The organism is Bacillus pfraonensis, from assembly GCF_050768835.1.
Classification (GTDB): Bacteria; Bacillota; Bacilli; order Bacillales; family Bacillaceae_G; genus Bacillus_A; species Bacillus_A pfraonensis.
In genome coordinates this window covers 1-20,456 of sequence record NZ_JAHCDO010000039.1, presented here as the reverse complement: position 1 = coordinate 20,456, position 20,456 = coordinate 1, and the positions used below count along the sequence as shown (strand labels likewise).

Sequence of the window (20,456 nt, the reverse complement as noted above, 5' to 3'; positions counted from 1 at the left end):
TACATGTTTTTACCATCATTTTACATTAAAAATTCTAATTATACCATAATATAGTTTACAAAAAATCAGGTTCCATATTTATTTATACCTATATAAATTCATTTTGATTTTTCGACATATAAGTTACTGTCCGAAGAAGAACAGGTGAATCCACTCATTTTCTCTTTCTGTTTTAACCTGGCATGGTGCAGAAACAGGATCTAACCGACTACTCTCGCCCGCCTAAAAAAAGAGTTTATGGCATTTTTTATTTTGGTTTATATACGCTAAAAATAAAAAATGCGGTACCTCTTATAATAGAGCCACCGCATTTCATCAATCTTTCTTTAATTTTCTAGCAATCCCATTCCCTAAAGACTGTAAGCCTTGAACAAGAATAATTAACATAAATACCGTTGCATACATCACTTCTGGTTCATACCGTAGATGACCAAATCGATATGCTAAATCTCCGAGTCCCCCTGCTCCTACAAGCCCAGCCATTGCTGTTGCACCTATTAGTCCAATCGTTGCGATTGTTAAACCAAGCACAAGAGATGGACGTGCTTCTCTAACCATAACGTGCCAAATAATTTTCACAGTAGAAACTCCCATCGCTTGATATGCCTCAATTACACCGCGATCCACTTCTAGTAAAGCTGTCTCCATTAAACGCGCAATATAAGGAGCTGTAAATACAACAAGCGGTACAATCACACCTTTCACACCAATTGAGGTCCCCATAATGAGCTTTGTAAACGGTAGAATGAAGAATAATAGAATAATAAATGGAATAGAACGAATGATATTAATAATTGTATTCAAAACAGGATATACAATTTTATTCTCTAGTTGACCACCAGGCCTTGTTAAAACAAGTGTTACACCAAGTGGCAAGGCAATAATAATTGATATAAGCAACGAAATAGATGTCATTTGAAATGTTTGAATCGTCGCTTCCCATATCATCTTACCCCATTCATCCAAAAAGGATTTGTTTCCCATACTCTTCTTTACCTCCTTCTACGATGATTCCTTGTTCTTTTAAAAATGCTAAGGCCCGTTGTACCTCGTGTTTTTCACCTTGCATATGAACAACGAGCTTACCATACGCTTCATGTTTTAGTTGTGTAATATTACCCGATAAAATATTGGGGTATACTTGAAATCGTTTTGTAGCAACAGCAAGTGCTGGATCCCCTGAGGAAATTCCTATAAAAGAAAGTGTTACAGTTTCACCAGCATTTTCCAGTTCTTTTTGTACTTCTTCTGGAATTTTAACTGCCAAAGCACTATTCACAAATTTATTCGTTGTTACATGTTGTGGGTTTGTAAAAATATCCTTCACTGTGCCGCTTTCTACTATAGCTCCGTGTTCCATCACAGCAACGCGATCACATATACGCTGGATTACATTCATTTCATGTGTGATTAGCAAAATCGTAATCCCAATTTTCTCATTAATTTCTAGCAACAGGTCTAAGATTGACTCCGTGGTTTCTGGATCCAACGCGCTTGTCGCTTCATCACTTAGCAAAATCTCTGGTTCATAAGATAGTGCACGTGCAATTGCAACACGTTGTTTTTGGCCGCCAGAAAGCTCACTTGGATATGCATCTTTTCTATCAAAAAGGTCCACAATACGTAAATATTTTTCTACCCTTCTTTCAATCTCAGTTTTTGAAATCCCAGCTAGACGTAAAGGCAATGCAATATTTTCATAAACATTGACTGTTTTTAATAAGTTAAATCCTTGAAAAATCATCCCTATTTTTTGTCTTGCTTGTGCTAATTCTTTTGTAGATAAAGTTGTTAAATCTTTTTCATTTACAATGATGTTTCCTGTTGTTGGTTTTTCTAATAGATTTACACAGCGGATTAACGTACTTTTCCCTGCACCACTATATCCAATGATTCCAAACACTTCTCCTTTTTCTACTTTAAGGGAAGTTGGTTTCAGAGCCTCTACCTTACCTTTTTTTGTTGTAAACACCTTAGATACATTCTTCAATTCAATCATTATAGTCAGCTCCTACCAAGACGGTAAAACAGAACCATCGAATTTTTTCTCGATAAACTCTTTTACTTCTTTAGACTGATACGCTTTCTTCAATTTTTTTACGATTGCATCATCCTTATTCTCTGTACGAACAACCACCCAGTTTACATATGGTGAATCTTTTCCTTCACGGAAAATAGAATCCTTAGCAGGGCTTAGTTTCGCACCTAATGCAAAATTCGTATTAATTGCTGCTGCTTTCACTTCATCTAACTGCGTTGGTAATTGTGACGCCTCTAACTCAACAATTTTTAAATTCTTGGGATTCTCAATCACATCTTTTGCAGTTGCTTTCTCTGTTGCTTTTGGATCAACTTTTAAAACACCTGCTTTTTCAAATAATTTTAAAGCCCGAAGTTCATTTGTTGGATCATTTGGCACAGCAATCGCATCGCCGTCTTTTAACTCGGTTACATCTTTCAAGTGTTTCGAATATACTCCCATTGGGAACGTTACCGTTGAAAATACTTCTGTTAATTTCATATTGCGTTCTGCTTTAAATACATCTAAATAGGACTTCGTTTGATAACTATTTACATCAATATCTTTTTCGTCTAACGATACATTTGGCGCTACATAATCATTAAATACCTTTAAATCAACTTGTAAGCCATCTTTTGCTGCTACTTCCTTTACTTTCTCAAAAATTTGTTCATGCGGTCCCCCCGTTACACCAACTGTAACTTTTTTCTCATCTAGCGCTTTTGCTTCCTTACCTGAATCCGCACTACATGCGCCTAATAATAATACCGTTCCACTTACAATACTTAGCAACAATTTTTTCATATACAATTCCCCCTCATATATATCTGTTCTTAAACAAAAAACACCTCTCAAATAAGAGAGGTGTCAAATAGACAAAATAAGCTCCTCTCTTATCTTCCAAAACGAAAATCGTTTTGCAGGAATTAGCACCTTAGCTTATGATTCTTCATAAGCTCGGTTGCCGGGCATCATAGGGCCAGTCCCTCCGCCTCTCTGGATAAGAGTATCCGTATTAAATTTTGTAAAAGTTATGGTACTAATAGTAAATCTTACAAAAAATTTTGTCAATAATATTTTTCTGAATATACTGCGTATTGTTGTTCAACTTATTTTGACACTCTCTAGAAATAACGAGCAATAATTATGTACAAAGTATACTCATTATTACTATACTAGATAACAGCGCATACAAGAAAAGAGGTTACATTTTATGCACGAAACACATGCTATACAAACCCTACTCCTCTCTCAAATAGAAAAAATAGCTCAATCCTTTCATTACGATTTTTTATATGAGGTTGAACAGCAAAAAACGCTTTGTCAAATTCTGTTAAGAGATGATAACGGCTCAATTGTAGCAACACCACTCAGTTTTCATATGCTGATAAATGAAGTGGCTGGAAAAGGTGAACTTATTTTTTATCACGAACATGGTGAATTTCATCATCAAAAATTTGATATTTATACAGAAGACAGCATTGTTAAGTTGCTGTTGTTCATTCAAGAACGTTTGCAAGTAAATCAGTAAAAAGTATGAGAGCAGCTACAAAACGTAGCTGCTCTCATGCTTTTGTCCATTTTAATTTTCCGACCTCTAAGTCATGTTTATGAAAAAAAAGAATTTCTCCACTCATTTTCTCCTTCTGTTTTCACATGGCATGTGGCTAAAAAAAACACTGACCGCCTCTATCCATGAACAGATGCTCTCTCCCACCTAAAAGGAATGGTTTATCTCGGTCTTTCAATGCGTATTTATATAGTTACGCTCCAAAATAAATTTCCCTCTTATCTTTTCGTAACATTCATTTCCTCTAGATTCCAAACTCGTGTCACCCAAGATTTATAAAAAGAAGGCTCGTGAGAAACGAGTAAAACTGTTCCTTGATAATTTCGCAAAGCTTCTCCTAACGCTTCTTTCGCATACACATCTAAATGATTCGTTGGTTCATCTAAAATTAATACATTACTTCGCGTTAACATAAGCTCACATAAACGTGCCTTTGTCTGTTCCCCACCACTTAACAAGTAAAGAGGCTGCCGAATATGCTCTTCTTTTAAACCACACCTTGCTAAAGATTGCCGGATTTCTTTTTGCGTCATATCCGGACGCCCTAACCAGACTTGCTCAAGTGGCGTAATTTCTTCCGCAAATTCTTCTTGAGCAAAATATGCAGGGTGTACCCGTTCTCCGATACTTACTGTTCCACTTAATGGTTTTAATTGCCCTAGTAATGTTTTTAACATTGTTGTTTTTCCAATTCCATTATGACCAACAATTGCAATCTTTTCGCCTCTTTTTACTTGTAAATTAAGACCTGTAACTAACAATGGTTCTGCATAACCAATTTGAATCTGCTCCGCTTGTAATATACGACTCACAGGTTCAGTGTGAACTTGAAAATGAAAACGCGGCCTTGGTGCATCGTTAAGCTTTCCTAGCTTTTTCATTTTCTCTAATACCTTTTCACGACTTTTCGCCTGCTTCGCTTTTCTAATTTTATTTTTTTGAATAAAACTCTCTAAATTTGCAATTTCCTTTTGCTGTCTTGTATAAGTTGCTTGTAATTGTTGTTTCTGAAGTTGGTAGCTTGATAAAAATCTTTCATAATTCCCCGCATAGCGCTTTATTGTTTGCCCTTCTAAATGATAAATAACATTTGTAATACAATTTAAAAATGATTCATCATGTGAAACGACAATATAAGCATTTTCATATGCTTGTAAATACGCCCTTAGCCAATCGATATGAACCGCATCTAAATAATTTGTTGGTTCATCTAGCAATAAAATGTGTGGCTTCTCTAAAAGAAGCTTCCCAAGTAATAATTTTGTTCGCTGGCCACCACTTAATTTTGAAACATCTTTTTTCATTCCTAAATCTAACAACCCTAAACCAGCTGCTATTTCTTCTATTTTTGTATGAACTTGATAAAAATCTGAACCTTCTAGTACATTTTGTAATTTTCCATATTGCGTTAATAGCTGCTCTAAGTCCGTTTCCTTGGCCATCTTTTCAGCAATATCCATCATTTCACGTTCAATCGTATACAGGTGAGAAAAAGCACTTTGTAAATATTCTTCAATTGTTGTTCCTTCTTGTAACTCAATATGCTGCTCTAAAAAACCGACCTTCACATGTGGAAACCATTCAATTGTTCCCCCATCAGGTAGAATCTCTCCTGCTAACAGACGAAGCAACGTTGATTTCCCAGCACCATTACTTCCTATAAGTCCAACATGCTCACCTTGCAATAATCGAAAACAAGCATTATATAAAATACTTTTATCTCCATACGTATGGGTAAGATTTTCTACTGTTAATACACTCATTTTTGCTCTCTCCTTTTCTTTACCACTAACAAGCCAAATAGAGAGAACAGCAAAATAAAGGTCTTATTTAATTGTGTATACATGAAAAATGGGTAAGGTGAACACACCTTACCCATTACAAATAATTATCGTAAAAAAGGATTAAGGCTCTTTATCTGCTGTCTTCAATTTGGCTTACACTTTAAAAATGGGCAGACTTCTCCCATATCAAGCTAAAACCATTTGAAGAACAGTTGATAAAGTCATCTTATCCTTTCACTCCTTTATAAATCATTATTGTCTTATAATAAGCATATACCATGCTCTTATATTTTATTCGTTATCGATCTTTTTGTTCCTCTTTTTCACTAAAGATTTCTTCATACATTTTCTCCATTGCATAAGGGCTAGTAAATTCTAAAGTTAACGATTTCCACATAAAAAAGCCTCTTAACAATCATTATACCAAAAATTGTTAAGAGGCTTTTATTACTTACGCATATAAGGAGCTAATATCTCTAAAATCTTCGCTTTGTCTTCTTTTAACTCAATGGATGTCAGCATATCCATTGTGCGAGGACGCGGTAAATTCACACGCACTTCACCAATAACCGTCGCTGGTCTTTGCGATAAGATAAATACACGATCAGATAATAGAATTGCTTCATCTAAGTCATGTGTTACCATCACGATTGTTTGCTTCTCTTGATGCCATGAATCTAAAAGCCAACGATGCACTTCCATTTTTGTAAATGCATCGAGTTTACCAAATGGTTCATCAAGTAACATAATCGGTTTTTCACACAAATAAGTACGGAGGAAACTAATGCGCTGACGCATACCACCAGATAATGCATCTGGATAATGATTAGCGTATTCAGCTAAACCAAATTGCTCCAATGCTTCCATACCTTCTGCCAATCGCTCTTTCTTTGCTTTCCCATCAATTTCTAGCGGGAGGACAATATTTTGAAGTGCTGAGCGCCATGGCAGTAGCAAATCTTGCTGCGGCATATAACTTACAATATCCTGTTTTTGAACAAGGGTATCGTTATAAATTACCTCACCACTAGTCGCCTCTTCAACACTTGCAATCAGATTTAACAGCGTGCTTTTCCCGCAACCACTTGGACCTACAAAAGAGACAAATTCCCCTTCTTGTATAGAAGCGCTAATCTTTTCTAATACATTTTTTCCATCAAATGCTTTCACAACATCGTTTATTTGTAATCCGTTCATTTTTCACTTGGAAGGAATTCATTTGTAAATGCATCTTTTACATCAATTTTCTTTTTAATAACTTTGTTATCATGTAAGAAATTCATGTAATTCGTCCAAATTTCTTCCTTCTGTACTCCCCACGCTTTCGCATCATCTTGATACTTCGTACTTAACCATTTTTGGCTCTCTTGAACTAACTCTTTATTAATATCTGGTACATTTTTAATTAAAATATCAGCCGCTTCTTTTGGTTCTTTAATTGCAAAATTATATCCCTCTGCCGTTGCATTCATGAATTTTTTCACAAAGTCTTTATCATTTTTCGTATATTTTTCACTTGTAATAATGACAGGGCTATAGAAATCTAATGCTGGATCTAAATCTTTTATCATGATTGTATTTAATTCTTTTCCTTGGCGTTTCGCTTCAATACCGTCCCAACCATAATAAATCCATTCAAAATCTGCATCTCTACCAATCGATTTAAAGAAGTCTGTTTGTCCAAGAACAATCTTTTCTACTTTACTAAAATCAGCTTGATGTTTATCCATAATGGTTTTTAACGTCGCTTCTTCTGCTGGTGCACCCCAACCGCCATAGCGCTTACCTTCAAAATCTTTTGGAGAAGTAATATTATCTTTTTTCAGCGATGCAAATGCAGATGTATTATGTTGAATAATTGCCCCAATCGAGACAACTGGAATTCCTTCAACACGAGCTGATGTTACATTTTCTTGATAACTTACACCGAAATCTGCTTTTCCTGATGCAATCATTTGCTCTGCTGATACGTTATCACCTGGCTGAATGATTTCTACATCTAACCCTTGCTTTTTATAGTAATCTTTCGTCTTTGCTACGTATAAACCAGTGTGGTTTGTATTCGGAAACCAATCTAACACAACTTTTACTTTCTTTTCTTTATCTGCACTCTCTTCTTTCTTCGCTGCATTACAACCAACCACGCCTACCGTTAGCAGCGCTGCTAGCATCACTTTTAAGCCTTTTTTCATTTTTTGTCGTCCTTTCTGTATATCCATGGTGCTGTTAGTCTTGCCATAAATTCTACGATAAAATACAAGAGTAATGTCACCATTACGATAATTGCTGCAATGCCAAATACACGAGCTGTTAAAAAGGATTTTGTTGCACGCGTAAGCATGACACCTAATCCTTCACTCGCACCAAGCCATTCCCCAATAATCGCTCCCATCACGCTATATGTAACGGCAATTTTCAGCCCAGAGAAAAAGTATGGGAGCACGGCTGGAAATTTTACCTTTTGATAGATTTGCCATTTGGTTGCACGCATTGTTTGTAATAACTTAAGCATGTTTTTATCTACTGTTTGAAAACCTTCTAAAATACTGAGAGCAATCGGAAAGAAACAAACAAGAATAACGACCATCACCTTTGGAAGCATTCCATATCCAAACCAAATAATAAATAAAGGTGCTAGCACGACAATTGGAATGGTTTGTGAGATAACCAGTAACGGGTTAATTAAAATGCGAAATAACGGAATAACATCCATAATAATTGCAATACTTGTTCCAAGTAAAATCGCAAAAAATAAGCCAATGATAACTTCTTGCAGTGTTTGCATTGTATTTGGTAACAATAAATCTTTCATTCCAATCAACTCTTGAACGATTGCAGAAGGTTTCGGTAAAATCCACGGTTCAATTCGAAATAATGAAACAGATCCTTCCCATATAGCAATGAGAAGGATAAGCCAAATCGTTGTAATTGTTATATTAGATCGTTTCTGGTTTTTCATATTCATCACGGTACTTCCAAACTTTCTCATCAATCGTTACACCAGTACTTGGACGATAATGAATTTTAATAGAAGTAATCACTTCTTCTGCTCCAGCATCGACACAAGCCTGTTGCGCACGCTTAATGACATCAAGAAGCACGTCTAATTCTCCTTCCAGCGTTGTTTCCATTGCACCTACTTCGTAACGAACACCAGATTGTTGCACGACTTCAATTGCCTTATCAACAACGGAATATACATCTTTGTTTTTCGCTTGTGGTACAACTGAAAATGAAATGGTAACTTGTTGTGACATACTAAAATCCCCCTTGCAAAATGTTGTATAAAAAAGAAAAGGCTTTCCTGCAAAATTCGCAGGAAAGCCTTGTATGCAAGTTATTATACAATAACATGTGCTTACATCACTTTAAGTAACTCCCTACGCTGGCATTATCCAGATCAGGTTGAGGGTCGATGCTTTCTTACATCCTCTCAGCCAATTGGCTCCCCGGTCTTAATTCGTTTTCATTGTAGCATGATTTATTTTTTCAAACAAACAAATCCACATTTTTTTATAATATGATACTGCTTACAATCTATTGGTCATATATTTTATCATAGCAAAAATACAAGTATATTAAGGGGGGTAAAAATGGGAATTCGTTTCATTCAAATCTCTTCTATTTATTTTGTCATCGGTGTTTGTATGGGATTATTCATGTCAATTTCATCTAATTTCAAATTGACCGCAGTTCATGTGCATGTTTTATTACTAGGATGGACTTCTATGATGATAGCTGGTATTTTATATTATATTTTTAAAGAAGCCGGCACCTCAAAACTTGGTAAATTACATTTTTGGCTCTTAAATATCGGACTACCGATTATGATGATTGCACTTGCCTTTGAAATTTACGGTTACCATGCAGCTATCCCTTTTGTTGCTGGTGGAAGTATTCTTGTTGTTCTTTCCATTATTATCTTTACTATTAATATTTTTGTGCATATAAAAGAAAACAATAGCATTCTTTAAAAGAAAAAAGCAGAAACGAATAAACTCGTTTCTGCTTTTTTCTTTTCCTCTCTTAATATCCTCATTTCACATTTTCTTAAAATAATTTTACTAAATATAATGAATGTTACTTTTTATGTGTTATATAATAAAAAAGATTTATATAACAGCACTTCATTTGTTTAATTTAATAATTATCACTCAAATTAAATTATTCAAAAATATCTTACCATATGAATTTTGGAGGTATTTTATTATGTTTTGGCTACAATTTCTTACCTTACTAGTCTGCATTTTTATCGGTGCACGCCTTGGTGGAGTCGGCCTAGGAGTAATGGGTGGAGTTGGTATGGCAATCCTCGTTTTTGTCTTCCACTTACAACCTACCGCTCCTCCTATTGACGTTATGCTGATGATTTTAGCAGTCATTACTGCTGCCGGTGCATTGCAAGCTGCGGGCGGAATGGATTACCTTGTCCATCTTGCAGAAAAAGCACTTCGTAAAAATCCAAAGCGCATCACATTCTTCGCACCAATTGTAACTTATTTATTTACATTGTGTGCTGGAACTGGACACGTTGCCTATTCCGTACTTCCTGTTATCGCAGAGGTATCACGCGAATCAGGAATTAGACCGGAACGCCCGATGTCAATTGCCGTTATCGCTTCACAACAAGCAATTACAGCAAGTCCAATCTCTGCTGCAACTGTGGCTCTATTAGCAATGCTAGCTGATTATAAAATTACATTGCTAGATATTTTAAAAGTAAGTATTCCTTCTACTTTTATTGCTTGTATGTTAGCAGCTTTCGTTGCAAGCAAAATGGGCAAAGAGTTAAATAAAGATCCAGAATACTTAAAGCGTTTAAAAGAAGGTATGATTCCTAAACTTGAAGAAAAGAAAGAATTTATCGGTGCGAAAGGTGCCAAATTATCTGTTATTCTTTTCTTATTCGCAACTGTTCTTGTTGTTCTTCTTGGTTCATTCGAAGTACTTCGTCCAGGATGGATGATAGACGGAAAATTAGTTCGTCTTTCTATGCCAAATACAATCGAAATGGTCATGCTTACAATTGCTGCTCTTATTATTATCTTCTGTAAACCAAATGTAGAAAGCATTGTATCTGGAAATGTCTTTAAAGCCGGTGCTACAGCTGTTGTTGCAATTTTCGGTATCGCTTGGATGGGAGACACATTCTTTAACGGAAACTTAAATATGATTCAAGGATCCATTCAACATCTAGTAACAAGTGCACCATGGTTATTCGCTATTGCGTTATTTATCCTATCTATCTTACTGTATAGCCAAGCAGCTACAGTACGTGCTTTAATGCCTCTTGGATTATCACTTGGTATTTCACCAGCACTTCTCATTGCGATGTTCCCTGCCGTAAACGGATATTTCTTCATTCCAAACTATGGAACAATTGTCGCTGCGATTAACTTTGACCGTACAGGAACAACACGCATTGGTAAATATGTATTAAATCATAGCTTTATGATTCCTGGTCTTGTCGCAACGTTTGCTTCGATTGGAATTGGGATGCTACTTATTTCAATTATGTTTTAACATAGAAAAGCACAAACTTATTCTGAATAAAGTTTGTGCTTTTTCATTTCATCAAACGTAGAAATTGTTCATTCAACAATTTCTACGTTATATCCTTTCTTTTCTATCCCACTCAATACTTCTTCAATATGGTTTTTATCTTTTGTCTCTAATGACAAATGGAGCTGTGCATATCCTGGAAACACTTTTGTTCCAATCCGCTCTAAATGAATATGTAATATATTTGCTTCAAAACTTTTTACAATTTCGAGTAAATGTTGCAAATGTCCTGGTTTATCTTTAATCATTGTTGCAATATGAACAAAGCGGCCCGCTTCAACCATCCCATGTTCAATAATACGAGTAATAAAGTTAACATCAACATTTCCACCACTTAAAATCGACACCACTTTTTTCTCTTTCACAGGAATTTTTTGATAGAGCAAAGCAGCTAATGAACTAGCACCCGAACCTTCCACTAATAATTTATTTCGTTCCAATAACATTAACATCGTTCTCGCAATTTCCATTTCATCCACACAAAAAATATCATCTACATATCGCTCTACAAGCTGAAATGTAAGTTCTCCTGGTCTTTTCACTGCAATTCCATCTGCCATAGTTGGTGAAGATTCCACAGTAATCACTTTCTTTTCTTTGAAGGATTGCTTCATCCCGGGACAAGCAAGCGCTTGTACACCATATACTTTCACCGACGGTTTTTGTTCTTTAATCGCCATTGCAACACCTGCAATTAAACCGCCACCACCAACAGGACAAATAACAGCTTCGACGTCCTCAAGCTGCTGCAATATTTCTAACCCTACCGTCCCTTGACCAGAGATTACAGCATCATCATCAAATGGATGTACAAATTTCGCTCCTGTTTGTTCTTTCAAATCTAGCGCATAAGCTAATGCATCATCAAATACATCACCTTGCAACTCTACATGTGCACCATATCGCTTAGTCGCAAGTACTTTACTAAGCGGTGCACCTTTTGGCATCACAATCGTACAGGGAATATCGAGCATATTACTAGAATAGGCGACACCTTGTGCATGATTTCCAGCAGATGCTGCAACAACTCCATTTTCTAATTCACCTTTATCAAGAGAAACCATCTTATTATAAGAACCACGCACTTTAAAAGAACCTGTCTTTTGTAAATTTTCGAGCTTTAAATACACTTCATTATGTGATAGTTCACTAAACGTGCTCGAATAATCTAGCGGTGTCATATGGACAATGCCTTTCATTTTCTCATGAGCAGCTACAATATCCTGTAATGAAATCATGTTGTACCCTCCGAAACAAGATGTATTCATATATCCTAGTTTGAGCGGCATAGTTTATTTTATTCTGTAAAAAAGAGCCATTTCTATAATCAGTGTTTTTCTATATATCGGAGTTTCAACGATATATAGCATATCCTCCACAAAAAAATGACTGTCAGTAAAGACCAGTCATTTTTTTCGTACTTTCATAAGGTGAATCTGCTAAACTTATCGCTGAAATAATCGAAACTCCATCTGCCCCCGCTTCTATAACAGAAGCAGCATTTTCAACGGTAATCCCTCCAATTCCAACAATCGGGACTGTAATTCCCATCTCTCTAAAATGCCGCAAGCCTTTCGTTCCTTGTACCGCTTTTGTATCTTTCTTCGTGCTCGTTGGAAAAATTGGACCCACACCTAAATAATCCGCGCCATTTGCAATTGCAAAACGAGCTTCTTCTATTGTATGAGTAGATACCCCGACAATTTTATCTCCCATTTTTTCACGAACTGATGTAATTCCTTCATCATCTTGTCCGATATGAACTCCATCTGCCTCTAACTCGATTGCTAGTTCTACATCATCATTCACAATGAAAGGTACATCATATTCTTTGCAAAGCGCTTGTAACTGCTTTGCAAAACGCACTCGTTCTTCTCCAGTTAAAGCATCTTCACCTTTTTCACGAAATTGAAAAAGCGTCACTCCGCCATCTAACGCTTCCTTCATTACTTGTAATGGATCCCGCTTGCAGTTATTACTCCCCATAATAAAATATACTTGCAATAATTTTGACATTTGTTGTTGATCAATACGTGCCATTCCTCTCATCCCTTCTTACTGCACCTCTTGGATACTTCCATGTTGTTCAATATCACCTTTAGTAGTGTTTGCTAACTGATTCAAAAATTCAATTTGGAAACTTCCTGGTCCTTGCTCTACTGTTTTACTTGCAGCTCTTTCCGCTGCTACCCCATAAAACGTTAATGCTGCAACCGCTGCTTTTACATAATCCTTTTCAACTGCTGCAAATGCTCCCATTACAGAAGTTAATAAACAGCCTGTTCCTGTCACTTTCGTTAAAATTGGATGACCATTGCGAACAATGATTGTTCGCTCACCATCTGTTACAATGTCTTCTTTTCCTGTAATAACAGCGACTGTATCTAGTTCATCTGCTGCTTGTTTCGCAATTCCGACAACATCACCATTTCCAGTACCAGCGTCAACACCTTTAATCTCCCACTTTTCATTGATAACATTAGCAATTTCTGCTGCATTCCCGCGAATCATCGCTAGTTTCACTTCACTCGGAATATGTCTTGCAACTTCTGTTCGATAAGAAGTTGCACCTGCACCAACTGGATCAAATAATACTGGTACGTGATGCACATTCGCTGATTTCCCAGCAAGTAACATTGCTTCTACTTCTTCAGGACGAAGTGTACCCATATTTAAAACAAGTGCTCCGGCAATGCTTGCCATTTCTGCCACTTCTTCTTTTGCGTATGCCATAACAGGTGAAGCTCCTAATGCGAGTAAACCATTAGCTGTAAAGTTTGTTACAACGACATTTGTAATATTATGCACAAGTGGATTGAATTCTCTTACTTTCCCCACTACTTTTGCGATTTCTTGTATATTCATTCTTTTCATCCCCTAACTTTATTATGGGAGATACACAAAAAGACACTTCGCGTATGCAAAGTGCCTGAACATGTGCTGCTTACACTCTCCCTACGCTGGCATTATCCAACAGGTTCCAATGGTCAACGGGCGGTTTAGCCGTACTCTCAGTCTGCATCCGCAAACTCCCATGTGCTCTTATTCATCTACTTCAGAGTCTACTCTTATTCTCGTAAAATAACAAGTTCTTTACTTTCTTATAAAAAAACAATGATAGGAAATGAATCCTATCACTGTTTCTCATCTTATTATTTTAAGGCTTTAGATACTTCTTTTACCATCGCTGATACAGACTCAAGACCGCCACCAGATAGGTACCAGTAGTTTGCATCTAAGTAAACTACATTGCCGTTTTTCGCAGCATTTGTTTTGCTAACAATTTCATTTTCCACAACTTGTTTTGCAGAAGATTTACCGCCAACAACAGCACCTCTATCGATTACAAATAAGTAATCTGGGTTTTTCTCTAAGATATATTCAAATGAAATCTTATTACCATGAGTATCCGCTTTAAGTTCTGTATCCACAGGAGCCACACCAAATACGTCATGAATAATGCCAAAGCGAGAATTTGGACCATATGCACTTACTTGACCGTCATTTGCTAAGATAATTAAACCTTTTTTATCACTTTTCGTAGCTTTTTCATTTAATGCTTTTATATCTTTTTCAACTGCTGCAATTTCTTTTTTCGCTTTATCTTCTTTACCGAAAATTTTTGCTAACATTTCTGTGTTTTCTTTAAATGACTTCATATAATCTTTTGTATCTTGTTCTACATAAATTGTTGGAGCAATTTTTTCAAATTCTTTGTATGAATCAGATTGTCTTCCAGAAATGATAATTAAATCTGGATTAATTTCATTAATTTTTTCAAAATCTGGCTCTTTTAAACCACCAACGTTTGTATACTTTTTATCTTCATATTTAGAAAGGTATTTTGGTATATTCTTTTGTGGTACACCAGTTACGTCAACACCTAATTTATCTAATGTATCTAATGAACCAAAGTCAAATACGACAACTTTTTTCGGGTTTGTTTTAACTTTTGTTTCTCCTAATTTGTGCTTAATCGTAATTTCTTTACTTTCACTTGCTTCTGTCTTCTTATCAGAAGAAGCATTATTGCTACATGCTACAGCTACAATAGCAAGCATGAAAGTTAATAATAGCATTGCTAATTTCTTCATTTCCTTCACCTCTATAAAATTTTTAAAATTATTTTAAGTCGATAGTAAGTTATTACTATCAAAATAACTTCCACTATGAAAAATAAATACATATATTATTGCCAGCTATTTTTTCAATATGAATATCCATATCGTAAATATCTTTCAAAACAACCGGATCAATAATTTCATGTGTTGCTCCCTCTTTCATTACTTTTCCATCTTTCAAAGCAACGATGCGATCGGAGTAACAAGAAGCAAAGTTAATATCATGAATGACAATTACAATTGTTTTGCCAAGCTCTTCAACTAAGCGTCTCAGCACTTTCATAATTTGGACAGAATGTTTCATATCTAAATTGTTAAGCGGCTCATCTAGCAAAATGTATTCTGTATTTTGAGCAATGACCATCGCAATATATGCTCTTTGCCGTTGCCCACCACTGAGCTGATCTAAATACTTATATTGAATATCTTCAAGCTCCATATAACGGATTGCTTCTTCAATATGATTCCAATCTTCTTTTGATAGATTGCCTTGTGAATATGGAAATCTTCCAAAGCTAACTAATTCCCGAATTGTAAGTCTTAAATTAATATGATTTGTTTGCTTTAAAATAGAGATTTTCTTGGCAAGTTCATTACTATTCCATTCGCCAATTTCTTTATCCTCTATATAAATTTCACCAGAATCTTTTTTTAATAACCTACTTATCATCGAAAGAACTGTACTTTTTCCAGCTCCATTCGGCCCAATAAAGGATGTTATTTTCCCTTTTGCTATTTTAATAGAGACATCCTCAACAACATTTTTATTTCCATATTGTTTTGATACATTTCTTACTTCTACCATGTCTTGCTCTCCTTTAATAGAAGATAGATGAAGTATACTCCACCAACAAAATTCACAATAACACTTAAAGTTGTATTAAATTCAAACAATCTTTCAACAATCAATTGTCCTCCTACTAGAGCAATAATACTAATAAAGATAGAACCTGCTATTAAATATTTGTGCTGATATGTACGTAAACATTCACGTGCAACGTTAACTACAAGTAATCCTAAAAATGTAATTGGTCCAACTAATGCTGTAGAAATAGAAACTAGAATCGCAATTACAATTAACAGTTTTTTCACAACTTTATCGTAGTCTACACCTAAATTAATAGCCTCTTCTCTTCCTAGTGATAATACATCTAATAACTTCAGTTCCTTATACACATATGCAATAACTAATACAATTCCGATAATAGACGTTACAAGTAACTCTGTTTTTACGTTATTTACACTAGCAAACATTTTTCCTTGTACAATTTGAAATTCATTTGGATCAATGAGCACTTGCATAAAGGAAGATAAACTTTGGAATAATGTACCAAATATTAATCCGATTAACAATAAGAAGTAAATATTGTTGCCTTCCCTCTTGAAGAGAAACTTATAAAGGAATAGCGAAAATACAACCATTAAACTTATCGATATAAGAAAGTTAATATTTGTATTCATCATCGCGATATGCTGTGATCCAAACACAAACACAACAAATGTTTGAATAAACATATAAAGTGAATCTAAACCGATGACACTAGGTGTTAAAATACGGTTGTTACTAATTGTTTGAAAAATCATAGACGAAAACGCAATTGCTCCGCCTGTTATAACCATTGCCAACAATTTCTTTCCTCTTCTTGGCAATGCATAATCTAATGTATTCATATTTAAGTTAATAAATAAAAATATCCCAATGGCTATAACTGATAAAATGGCAAGCACTGCCAACATTTTTTTATGATTTATTTGTTTTCTATGTTGCATATGCGTTTCTCCTCATCAATAAATAAAGGAAGATTCCGCTTCCGATTACCCCTACTGTAAGACCGATAGAAATCTCGTACGGATAAATCACGACGCGACCAAGTATATCGCAAGCAAGTACGAAAACTGCTCCGAGTAAAGCAGTATGTGGCAAACTATTTTTCAAATTATCCCCGCGGTAAATCGAAACAATGTTTGGAATAATAAGCCCTAAAAATGGAATCATTCCGACAGTTAAGACAACCAATGCAGAGACTAAAGCGACGATAATGAGACCGATATTTAGCACACGGTTGTAATTCATCCCTAAATTCGCTGCAAAATCTTCTCCCATTCCAGCAACGGTAAAACGATTTGCGTATAAAAAGGCAATGATCACAAGCGGGATACTTAAATATAAAATTTCATATCTTCCCTTCATAATCATTGAAAAGTCACCTTGTAGCCATGAATTGATATTTTGAATTAAGTCATATTTATAAGCAAAGAATGTTGTAATGGAACTAATAATATTTCCAAACATAATCCCAACAAGTGGAATGAAAATTGTATCCTTAAACTTAATTCTCTTTAAAATTTGCATAAATAAAAATGTGCCCGCTAACGCAAAAATAAATGCTACCAACATTTTTTCAAGTGGGCTTGCTGACGTAAATAGCAACAATGAAACTAAAACGCCTAACTTTGCGCTATCCATCGTCCCCGCAGTTGTTGGAGATACAAACTTATTTCTGCTCAATTGCTGCATAATTAAGCCACTTATACTTAAACTAATACCGGCTACAATAATACTAATTAAGCGCGGTAATCTGCTAACAAGTAAAATTTGGAGCTGTCCTTGATCTAAATGTAAAATGTCTGTCGGCTTAATATCTTTTACACCGATAAAAATAGACGCAATTGATAAAACAATAAGCATGATAAACAAATATCTTTTTTTCATAATTTCTTCATGGTGCAGATTATATTCTATCGTTATCATTTGATTTCAAACAGACTATAATCCTATCATTTTATCCCCCTCATCTATACATAGAATGATATAAAACATAAAGTGAAACTTTAATCAGTGTGGGTTTTCTCCATCCCCCACTGATTATTAGTTGAACCAATCGAGCTTTTACATGCAGTTTGTCTTCCACCTAACTTCTTTGCTTTCACAGAATTTTGAGGTGGGAGTATTACTGCTCGTTCATGCGGGATACAAATGATTTTGATTATCAATTAAACTTATACTTTACTATATTTAATAATTGATTTTATATCTGACATTTTAGCAATAATCAGACAACCTCCTTTAATGATAATGAAATTCATTTACAGTGTCAACGCATACCATTTATTTATATCGCTTTTTTATTCATATAAGGAAACCTACCCTGTCTATAAGATTAATAAAAAAGCCCAATTCCCTTTTGAGGTAAGGAAAAACAGGCTTTTTTCTTATATTTTTGAACCAAACTTGAATTTTCGCCAACACTTCCGCTAACGCAAGATTACATGGTTCATCATCTTAATTTTGTTGTTTCATATACTTCGCGACGTCGCGCTTTGATACTTTTCCACTTTGCATAATAATTGTTTTTCCTTTCAAAAAGAAAAACAATTATTTTGTTATATACGAAATACTAAAAACTTTCACATCTTAACTATTTAAAGATGTAGAGTATTTAATTAATAACAAAAGGTTAGAATCTTCGGCATAACTGAATCCGCAAAGGATGTATGCTATATTTAACTTACGGAAATTTGAAAGGATGTTTGAAATATGGCAAAAAGTGTTGTAATTGCTGAAAAACCTTCTGTTGCACGTGATATTGCACGTGTATTGAAGTGTGATAAAAAAGGAAATGGTTATCTTGAAGGTAATAAATATATCGTTACTTGGGCTTTAGGACATCTTGTTACATTAGCAGATCCAGAAAGCTATGATGTGAAATACAAAAAGTGGAATTTAGAAGATTTGCCAATGTTACCTGAGCGTTTGAAATTGACAGTAATTAAACAAACTGGCAAACAGTTTAATGCTGTTAAAAGCCAACTGATCAGAAAGGATGTAAATGAAGTAATTGTAGCTACAGACGCTGGTCGCGAGGGAGAATTAGTCGCTCGTTGGATTATCGATAAAGTTAACGTTCATAAACCGATTAAACGTCTATGGATCTCATCTGTTACCGATAAAGCAATCAAAGACGGATTCGCAAACTTAAAGCCAGGTAAAGCATATGACAATTTATACGCTTCAGCTGTCGCACGTTCTGAAGCAGATTGGTATATTGGCTTAAATGCTACTCGTGCATTAACAACAAAATTCAATGCTCAATTAAACTGTGGGCGTGTACAAACACCAACTGTAGCTATTATCGCTGGTCGTGAAGATGAAATAAAAAATTTCAAAGCGCAAACGTACTACGGAATTGAAGCTCAAACAACAAATAAATTAAAACTGACTTGGCAAGATGCTAGAGGAAACGGTCGCAGTTTTGATAAAGCAAAAATTGATACGATTGTGAAAAAACTCGACAAACAAAATGCTACTGTGGTGGAAATCGATAAAAAGGTGAAAAAATCATTTTCTCCTGGTCTTTATGACTTAACAGAGCTACAACGTGATGCGAATAAAATCTTTGGTTATTCTGCAAAAGAAACATTAAATATTATGCAAAAATTGTATGAGCAACATAAAGTGCTAACGTATCCTCGTACAGATTCACGCTATATTTCATCTGATATCGTCGGAACACTTCCAGAGCGTCTAAAAGCGTGTGGAGTAGGAGAATATCGTCCTTTCGCTCATAAAATTTTAAATAAACCTATAAAATCCACTAAAGCATTTGTTGATGATAGTAAAGTAAGTGACCATCACGCAATCATCCCAACGGAGAGCTATGTGAATTTCTCTGCTTTCACAGATAAGGAACGTAAAATTTATGATTTAGTTGTAAAGCGTTTCTTAGCAGTTTTATTCCCAGCCTTTGAATATGAACAACTAACACTACGCACGAAAATTGGTGATGAAACGTTTGTTGCACGCGGCAAAACGATTTTACATTCCGGTTGGAAAGAAGTATATGAAAACCGATTTGAAGATGACGATGCAGCTGAAGATTTAAAAGAGCAAATTTTACCTCGCATTGAAGAAGGCGATACATTAAACATAAAACTAGTTGCTCAAACATCAGGTCAAACAAAGCCACCCGCACGATTTAACGAAGCGACTTTACTTTCAGCGATGGAGAATCCTACAAAATATATGGACACACAAAATAAACAACTTGCTGATACGTTAAAGTCGACTGGTGGATTAGGTACTGTAGCTACGCGAGCTGACATTATCGACAAACTCTTTAATTCATTCTTAATTGAAAAACGTGGTAAAGATATTCACATTACATCAAAAGGTCGTCAGTTACTCGATTTAGTACCAGAAGAACTAAAATCTCCCACACTAACTGCTGAATGGGAACAAAAGCTTGAAGCAATTGCAAAAGGAAAATTTAAAAAAGAAGTATTCATTTCAGAAATGAAAAGCTATACGAAAGAAATTGTTACCGAAATTAAAGTGAGCGATAAAAAATATAAACATGACAACATTTCAACGAAAACTTGTCCAGACTGTGGTAAACCAA

The 20,456-nt window shown here is 35.2% G+C and carries 19 protein-coding genes and 3 riboswitches; of the genes, 4 read left to right on the top strand and 15 right to left on the bottom strand.

Annotated elements, in window-relative coordinates; genetic code table 11:
* Positions 1-315: 315 nt before the first annotated feature.
* Genes KFD70_RS25495 through KFD70_RS25485 form a run of 3 tightly spaced genes read right to left on the bottom strand, consistent with a single transcriptional unit; the run spans position 316 to position 2,824 of the window.
* Positions 316-984, bottom strand: coding sequence for a methionine ABC transporter permease (locus tag KFD70_RS25495; RefSeq protein WP_336453271.1), 669 nt, complete (start codon positions 982-984; stop codon positions 316-318).
* Entirely contained in the window at positions 959-1,999 is a 1,041-nt protein-coding gene (locus KFD70_RS25490; protein ID WP_336453270.1) for a methionine ABC transporter ATP-binding protein, read from the bottom strand. The genes KFD70_RS25495 and KFD70_RS25490 overlap by 26 nt, the downstream gene beginning before the upstream one ends.
* Positions 2,000-2,011: 12 nt before the next feature.
* A complete protein-coding gene (locus KFD70_RS25485) occupies positions 2,012-2,824 on the bottom strand; it encodes a MetQ/NlpA family ABC transporter substrate-binding protein (RefSeq protein ID WP_336453269.1) in 813 nt (270 codons plus the stop codon).
* A gap of 86 nt (positions 2,825-2,910) precedes the next feature.
* Positions 2,911-3,027, bottom strand: a riboswitch (SAM riboswitch).
* Between the two features lie 206 nt (positions 3,028-3,233).
* Between KFD70_RS25485 and KFD70_RS25480 the strand changes: the two genes are divergently transcribed.
* Positions 3,234-3,551 (top strand): hypothetical protein, encoded by a 318-nt coding sequence (locus tag KFD70_RS25480; RefSeq protein ID WP_336453268.1) that lies wholly within the window; start codon positions 3,234-3,236, stop codon positions 3,549-3,551.
* A 257-nt stretch (positions 3,552-3,808) separates the two neighbouring features.
* Here KFD70_RS25480 and KFD70_RS25475 read toward each other — a convergent pair whose 3' ends face one another.
* From KFD70_RS25475 to KFD70_RS25455, 5 genes are all read right to left on the bottom strand, one after another.
* Positions 3,809-5,353, bottom strand: a complete 1,545-nt coding sequence (locus KFD70_RS25475) for an ABC-F family ATP-binding cassette domain-containing protein (protein ID WP_336453267.1) — start codon at positions 5,351-5,353, stop codon at positions 3,809-3,811.
* 468 nt (positions 5,354-5,821) lie between these two features.
* Positions 5,822-6,571 carry an ABC transporter ATP-binding protein gene (locus KFD70_RS25470; RefSeq protein ID WP_336453266.1) on the bottom strand — a complete coding sequence of 250 codons (750 nt, stop codon included), beginning with the start codon at positions 6,569-6,571 and terminating at the stop codon, positions 5,822-5,824.
* A complete protein-coding gene (locus tag KFD70_RS25465; protein WP_336453265.1) occupies positions 6,568-7,566 on the bottom strand; it encodes an ABC transporter substrate-binding protein in 999 nt (332 codons plus the stop codon). Before KFD70_RS25465 ends, KFD70_RS25470 begins: the two co-directional genes overlap by 4 nt.
* A complete protein-coding gene (locus KFD70_RS25460) occupies positions 7,563-8,339 on the bottom strand; it encodes an ABC transporter permease (RefSeq protein ID WP_336453264.1) in 777 nt (258 codons plus the stop codon). The genes KFD70_RS25465 and KFD70_RS25460 overlap by 4 nt, the downstream gene beginning before the upstream one ends.
* On the bottom strand, positions 8,311-8,631 hold the full coding sequence (locus KFD70_RS25455; protein ID WP_000082899.1) for an MTH1187 family thiamine-binding protein: 321 nt from the start codon (positions 8,629-8,631) through the stop codon (positions 8,311-8,313). The genes KFD70_RS25460 and KFD70_RS25455 overlap by 29 nt, the downstream gene beginning before the upstream one ends.
* Positions 8,632-8,734: 103 nt before the next feature.
* Positions 8,735-8,836: riboswitch (TPP riboswitch) on the bottom strand.
* Positions 8,837-8,967: 131 nt separating this feature from the next.
* Between KFD70_RS25455 and KFD70_RS25450 the strand changes: the two genes are divergently transcribed.
* Positions 8,968-9,348, top strand: a complete 381-nt coding sequence (locus tag KFD70_RS25450; RefSeq protein ID WP_174101244.1) for a cytochrome-c oxidase — start codon at positions 8,968-8,970, stop codon at positions 9,346-9,348.
* Positions 9,349-9,583: 235 nt separating this feature from the next.
* Positions 9,584-10,897, top strand: a complete 1,314-nt coding sequence (locus KFD70_RS25445; RefSeq protein ID WP_336453263.1) for an anaerobic C4-dicarboxylate transporter family protein — start codon at positions 9,584-9,586, stop codon at positions 10,895-10,897.
* A gap of 68 nt (positions 10,898-10,965) precedes the next feature.
* Here the strand turns inward: KFD70_RS25445 and ilvA are convergent, their stop codons facing one another.
* The 7 genes from ilvA to KFD70_RS25410 all read right to left on the bottom strand — a co-directional run bounded on the left by ilvA (position 10,966) and on the right by KFD70_RS25410 (position 17,770).
* Positions 10,966-12,174 (bottom strand): threonine ammonia-lyase, encoded by a 1,209-nt coding sequence (gene ilvA / locus KFD70_RS25440; RefSeq protein ID WP_336453262.1) that lies wholly within the window; start codon positions 12,172-12,174, stop codon positions 10,966-10,968.
* 154 nt (positions 12,175-12,328) lie between these two features.
* Positions 12,329-12,976 carry a thiamine phosphate synthase gene (thiE, locus tag KFD70_RS25435; protein WP_336453261.1) on the bottom strand — a complete coding sequence of 216 codons (648 nt, stop codon included), beginning with the start codon at positions 12,974-12,976 and terminating at the stop codon, positions 12,329-12,331.
* A 15-nt stretch (positions 12,977-12,991) separates the two neighbouring features.
* Entirely contained in the window at positions 12,992-13,801 is an 810-nt protein-coding gene (gene thiM / locus KFD70_RS25430; protein WP_336453260.1) for a hydroxyethylthiazole kinase, read from the bottom strand.
* A 70-nt stretch (positions 13,802-13,871) separates the two neighbouring features.
* A riboswitch (TPP riboswitch) is annotated at positions 13,872-13,982 on the bottom strand.
* A 106-nt stretch (positions 13,983-14,088) separates the two neighbouring features.
* Positions 14,089-15,030: a siderophore ABC transporter substrate-binding protein gene (locus KFD70_RS25425; protein ID WP_336453259.1), complete on the bottom strand. Its 942-nt coding sequence runs from the start codon at positions 15,028-15,030 to the stop codon at positions 14,089-14,091.
* Positions 15,031-15,103: 73 nt separating this feature from the next.
* On the bottom strand, positions 15,104-15,862 hold the full coding sequence (locus KFD70_RS25420; RefSeq protein ID WP_336453258.1) for an iron ABC transporter ATP-binding protein: 759 nt from the start codon (positions 15,860-15,862) through the stop codon (positions 15,104-15,106).
* Complete coding sequence (locus tag KFD70_RS25415) at positions 15,856-16,827, bottom strand: iron chelate uptake ABC transporter family permease subunit (protein WP_336453257.1); 972 nt, start codon at positions 16,825-16,827, stop codon at positions 15,856-15,858. The genes KFD70_RS25420 and KFD70_RS25415 overlap by 7 nt, the downstream gene beginning before the upstream one ends.
* The gene (locus tag KFD70_RS25410; protein ID WP_336453256.1) at positions 16,817-17,770 is read right to left on the bottom strand and encodes an ABC transporter permease; all 954 of its coding nucleotides are present in this window, start codon (positions 17,768-17,770) and stop codon (positions 16,817-16,819) included. Before KFD70_RS25410 ends, KFD70_RS25415 begins: the two co-directional genes overlap by 11 nt.
* Positions 17,771-18,595: 825 nt before the next feature.
* Between KFD70_RS25410 and KFD70_RS25405 the strand changes: the two genes are divergently transcribed.
* Positions 18,596-20,456: DNA topoisomerase III (locus KFD70_RS25405; RefSeq protein ID WP_431613458.1), on the top strand; the 1,861-nt coding region annotated here is incomplete at its 3' end.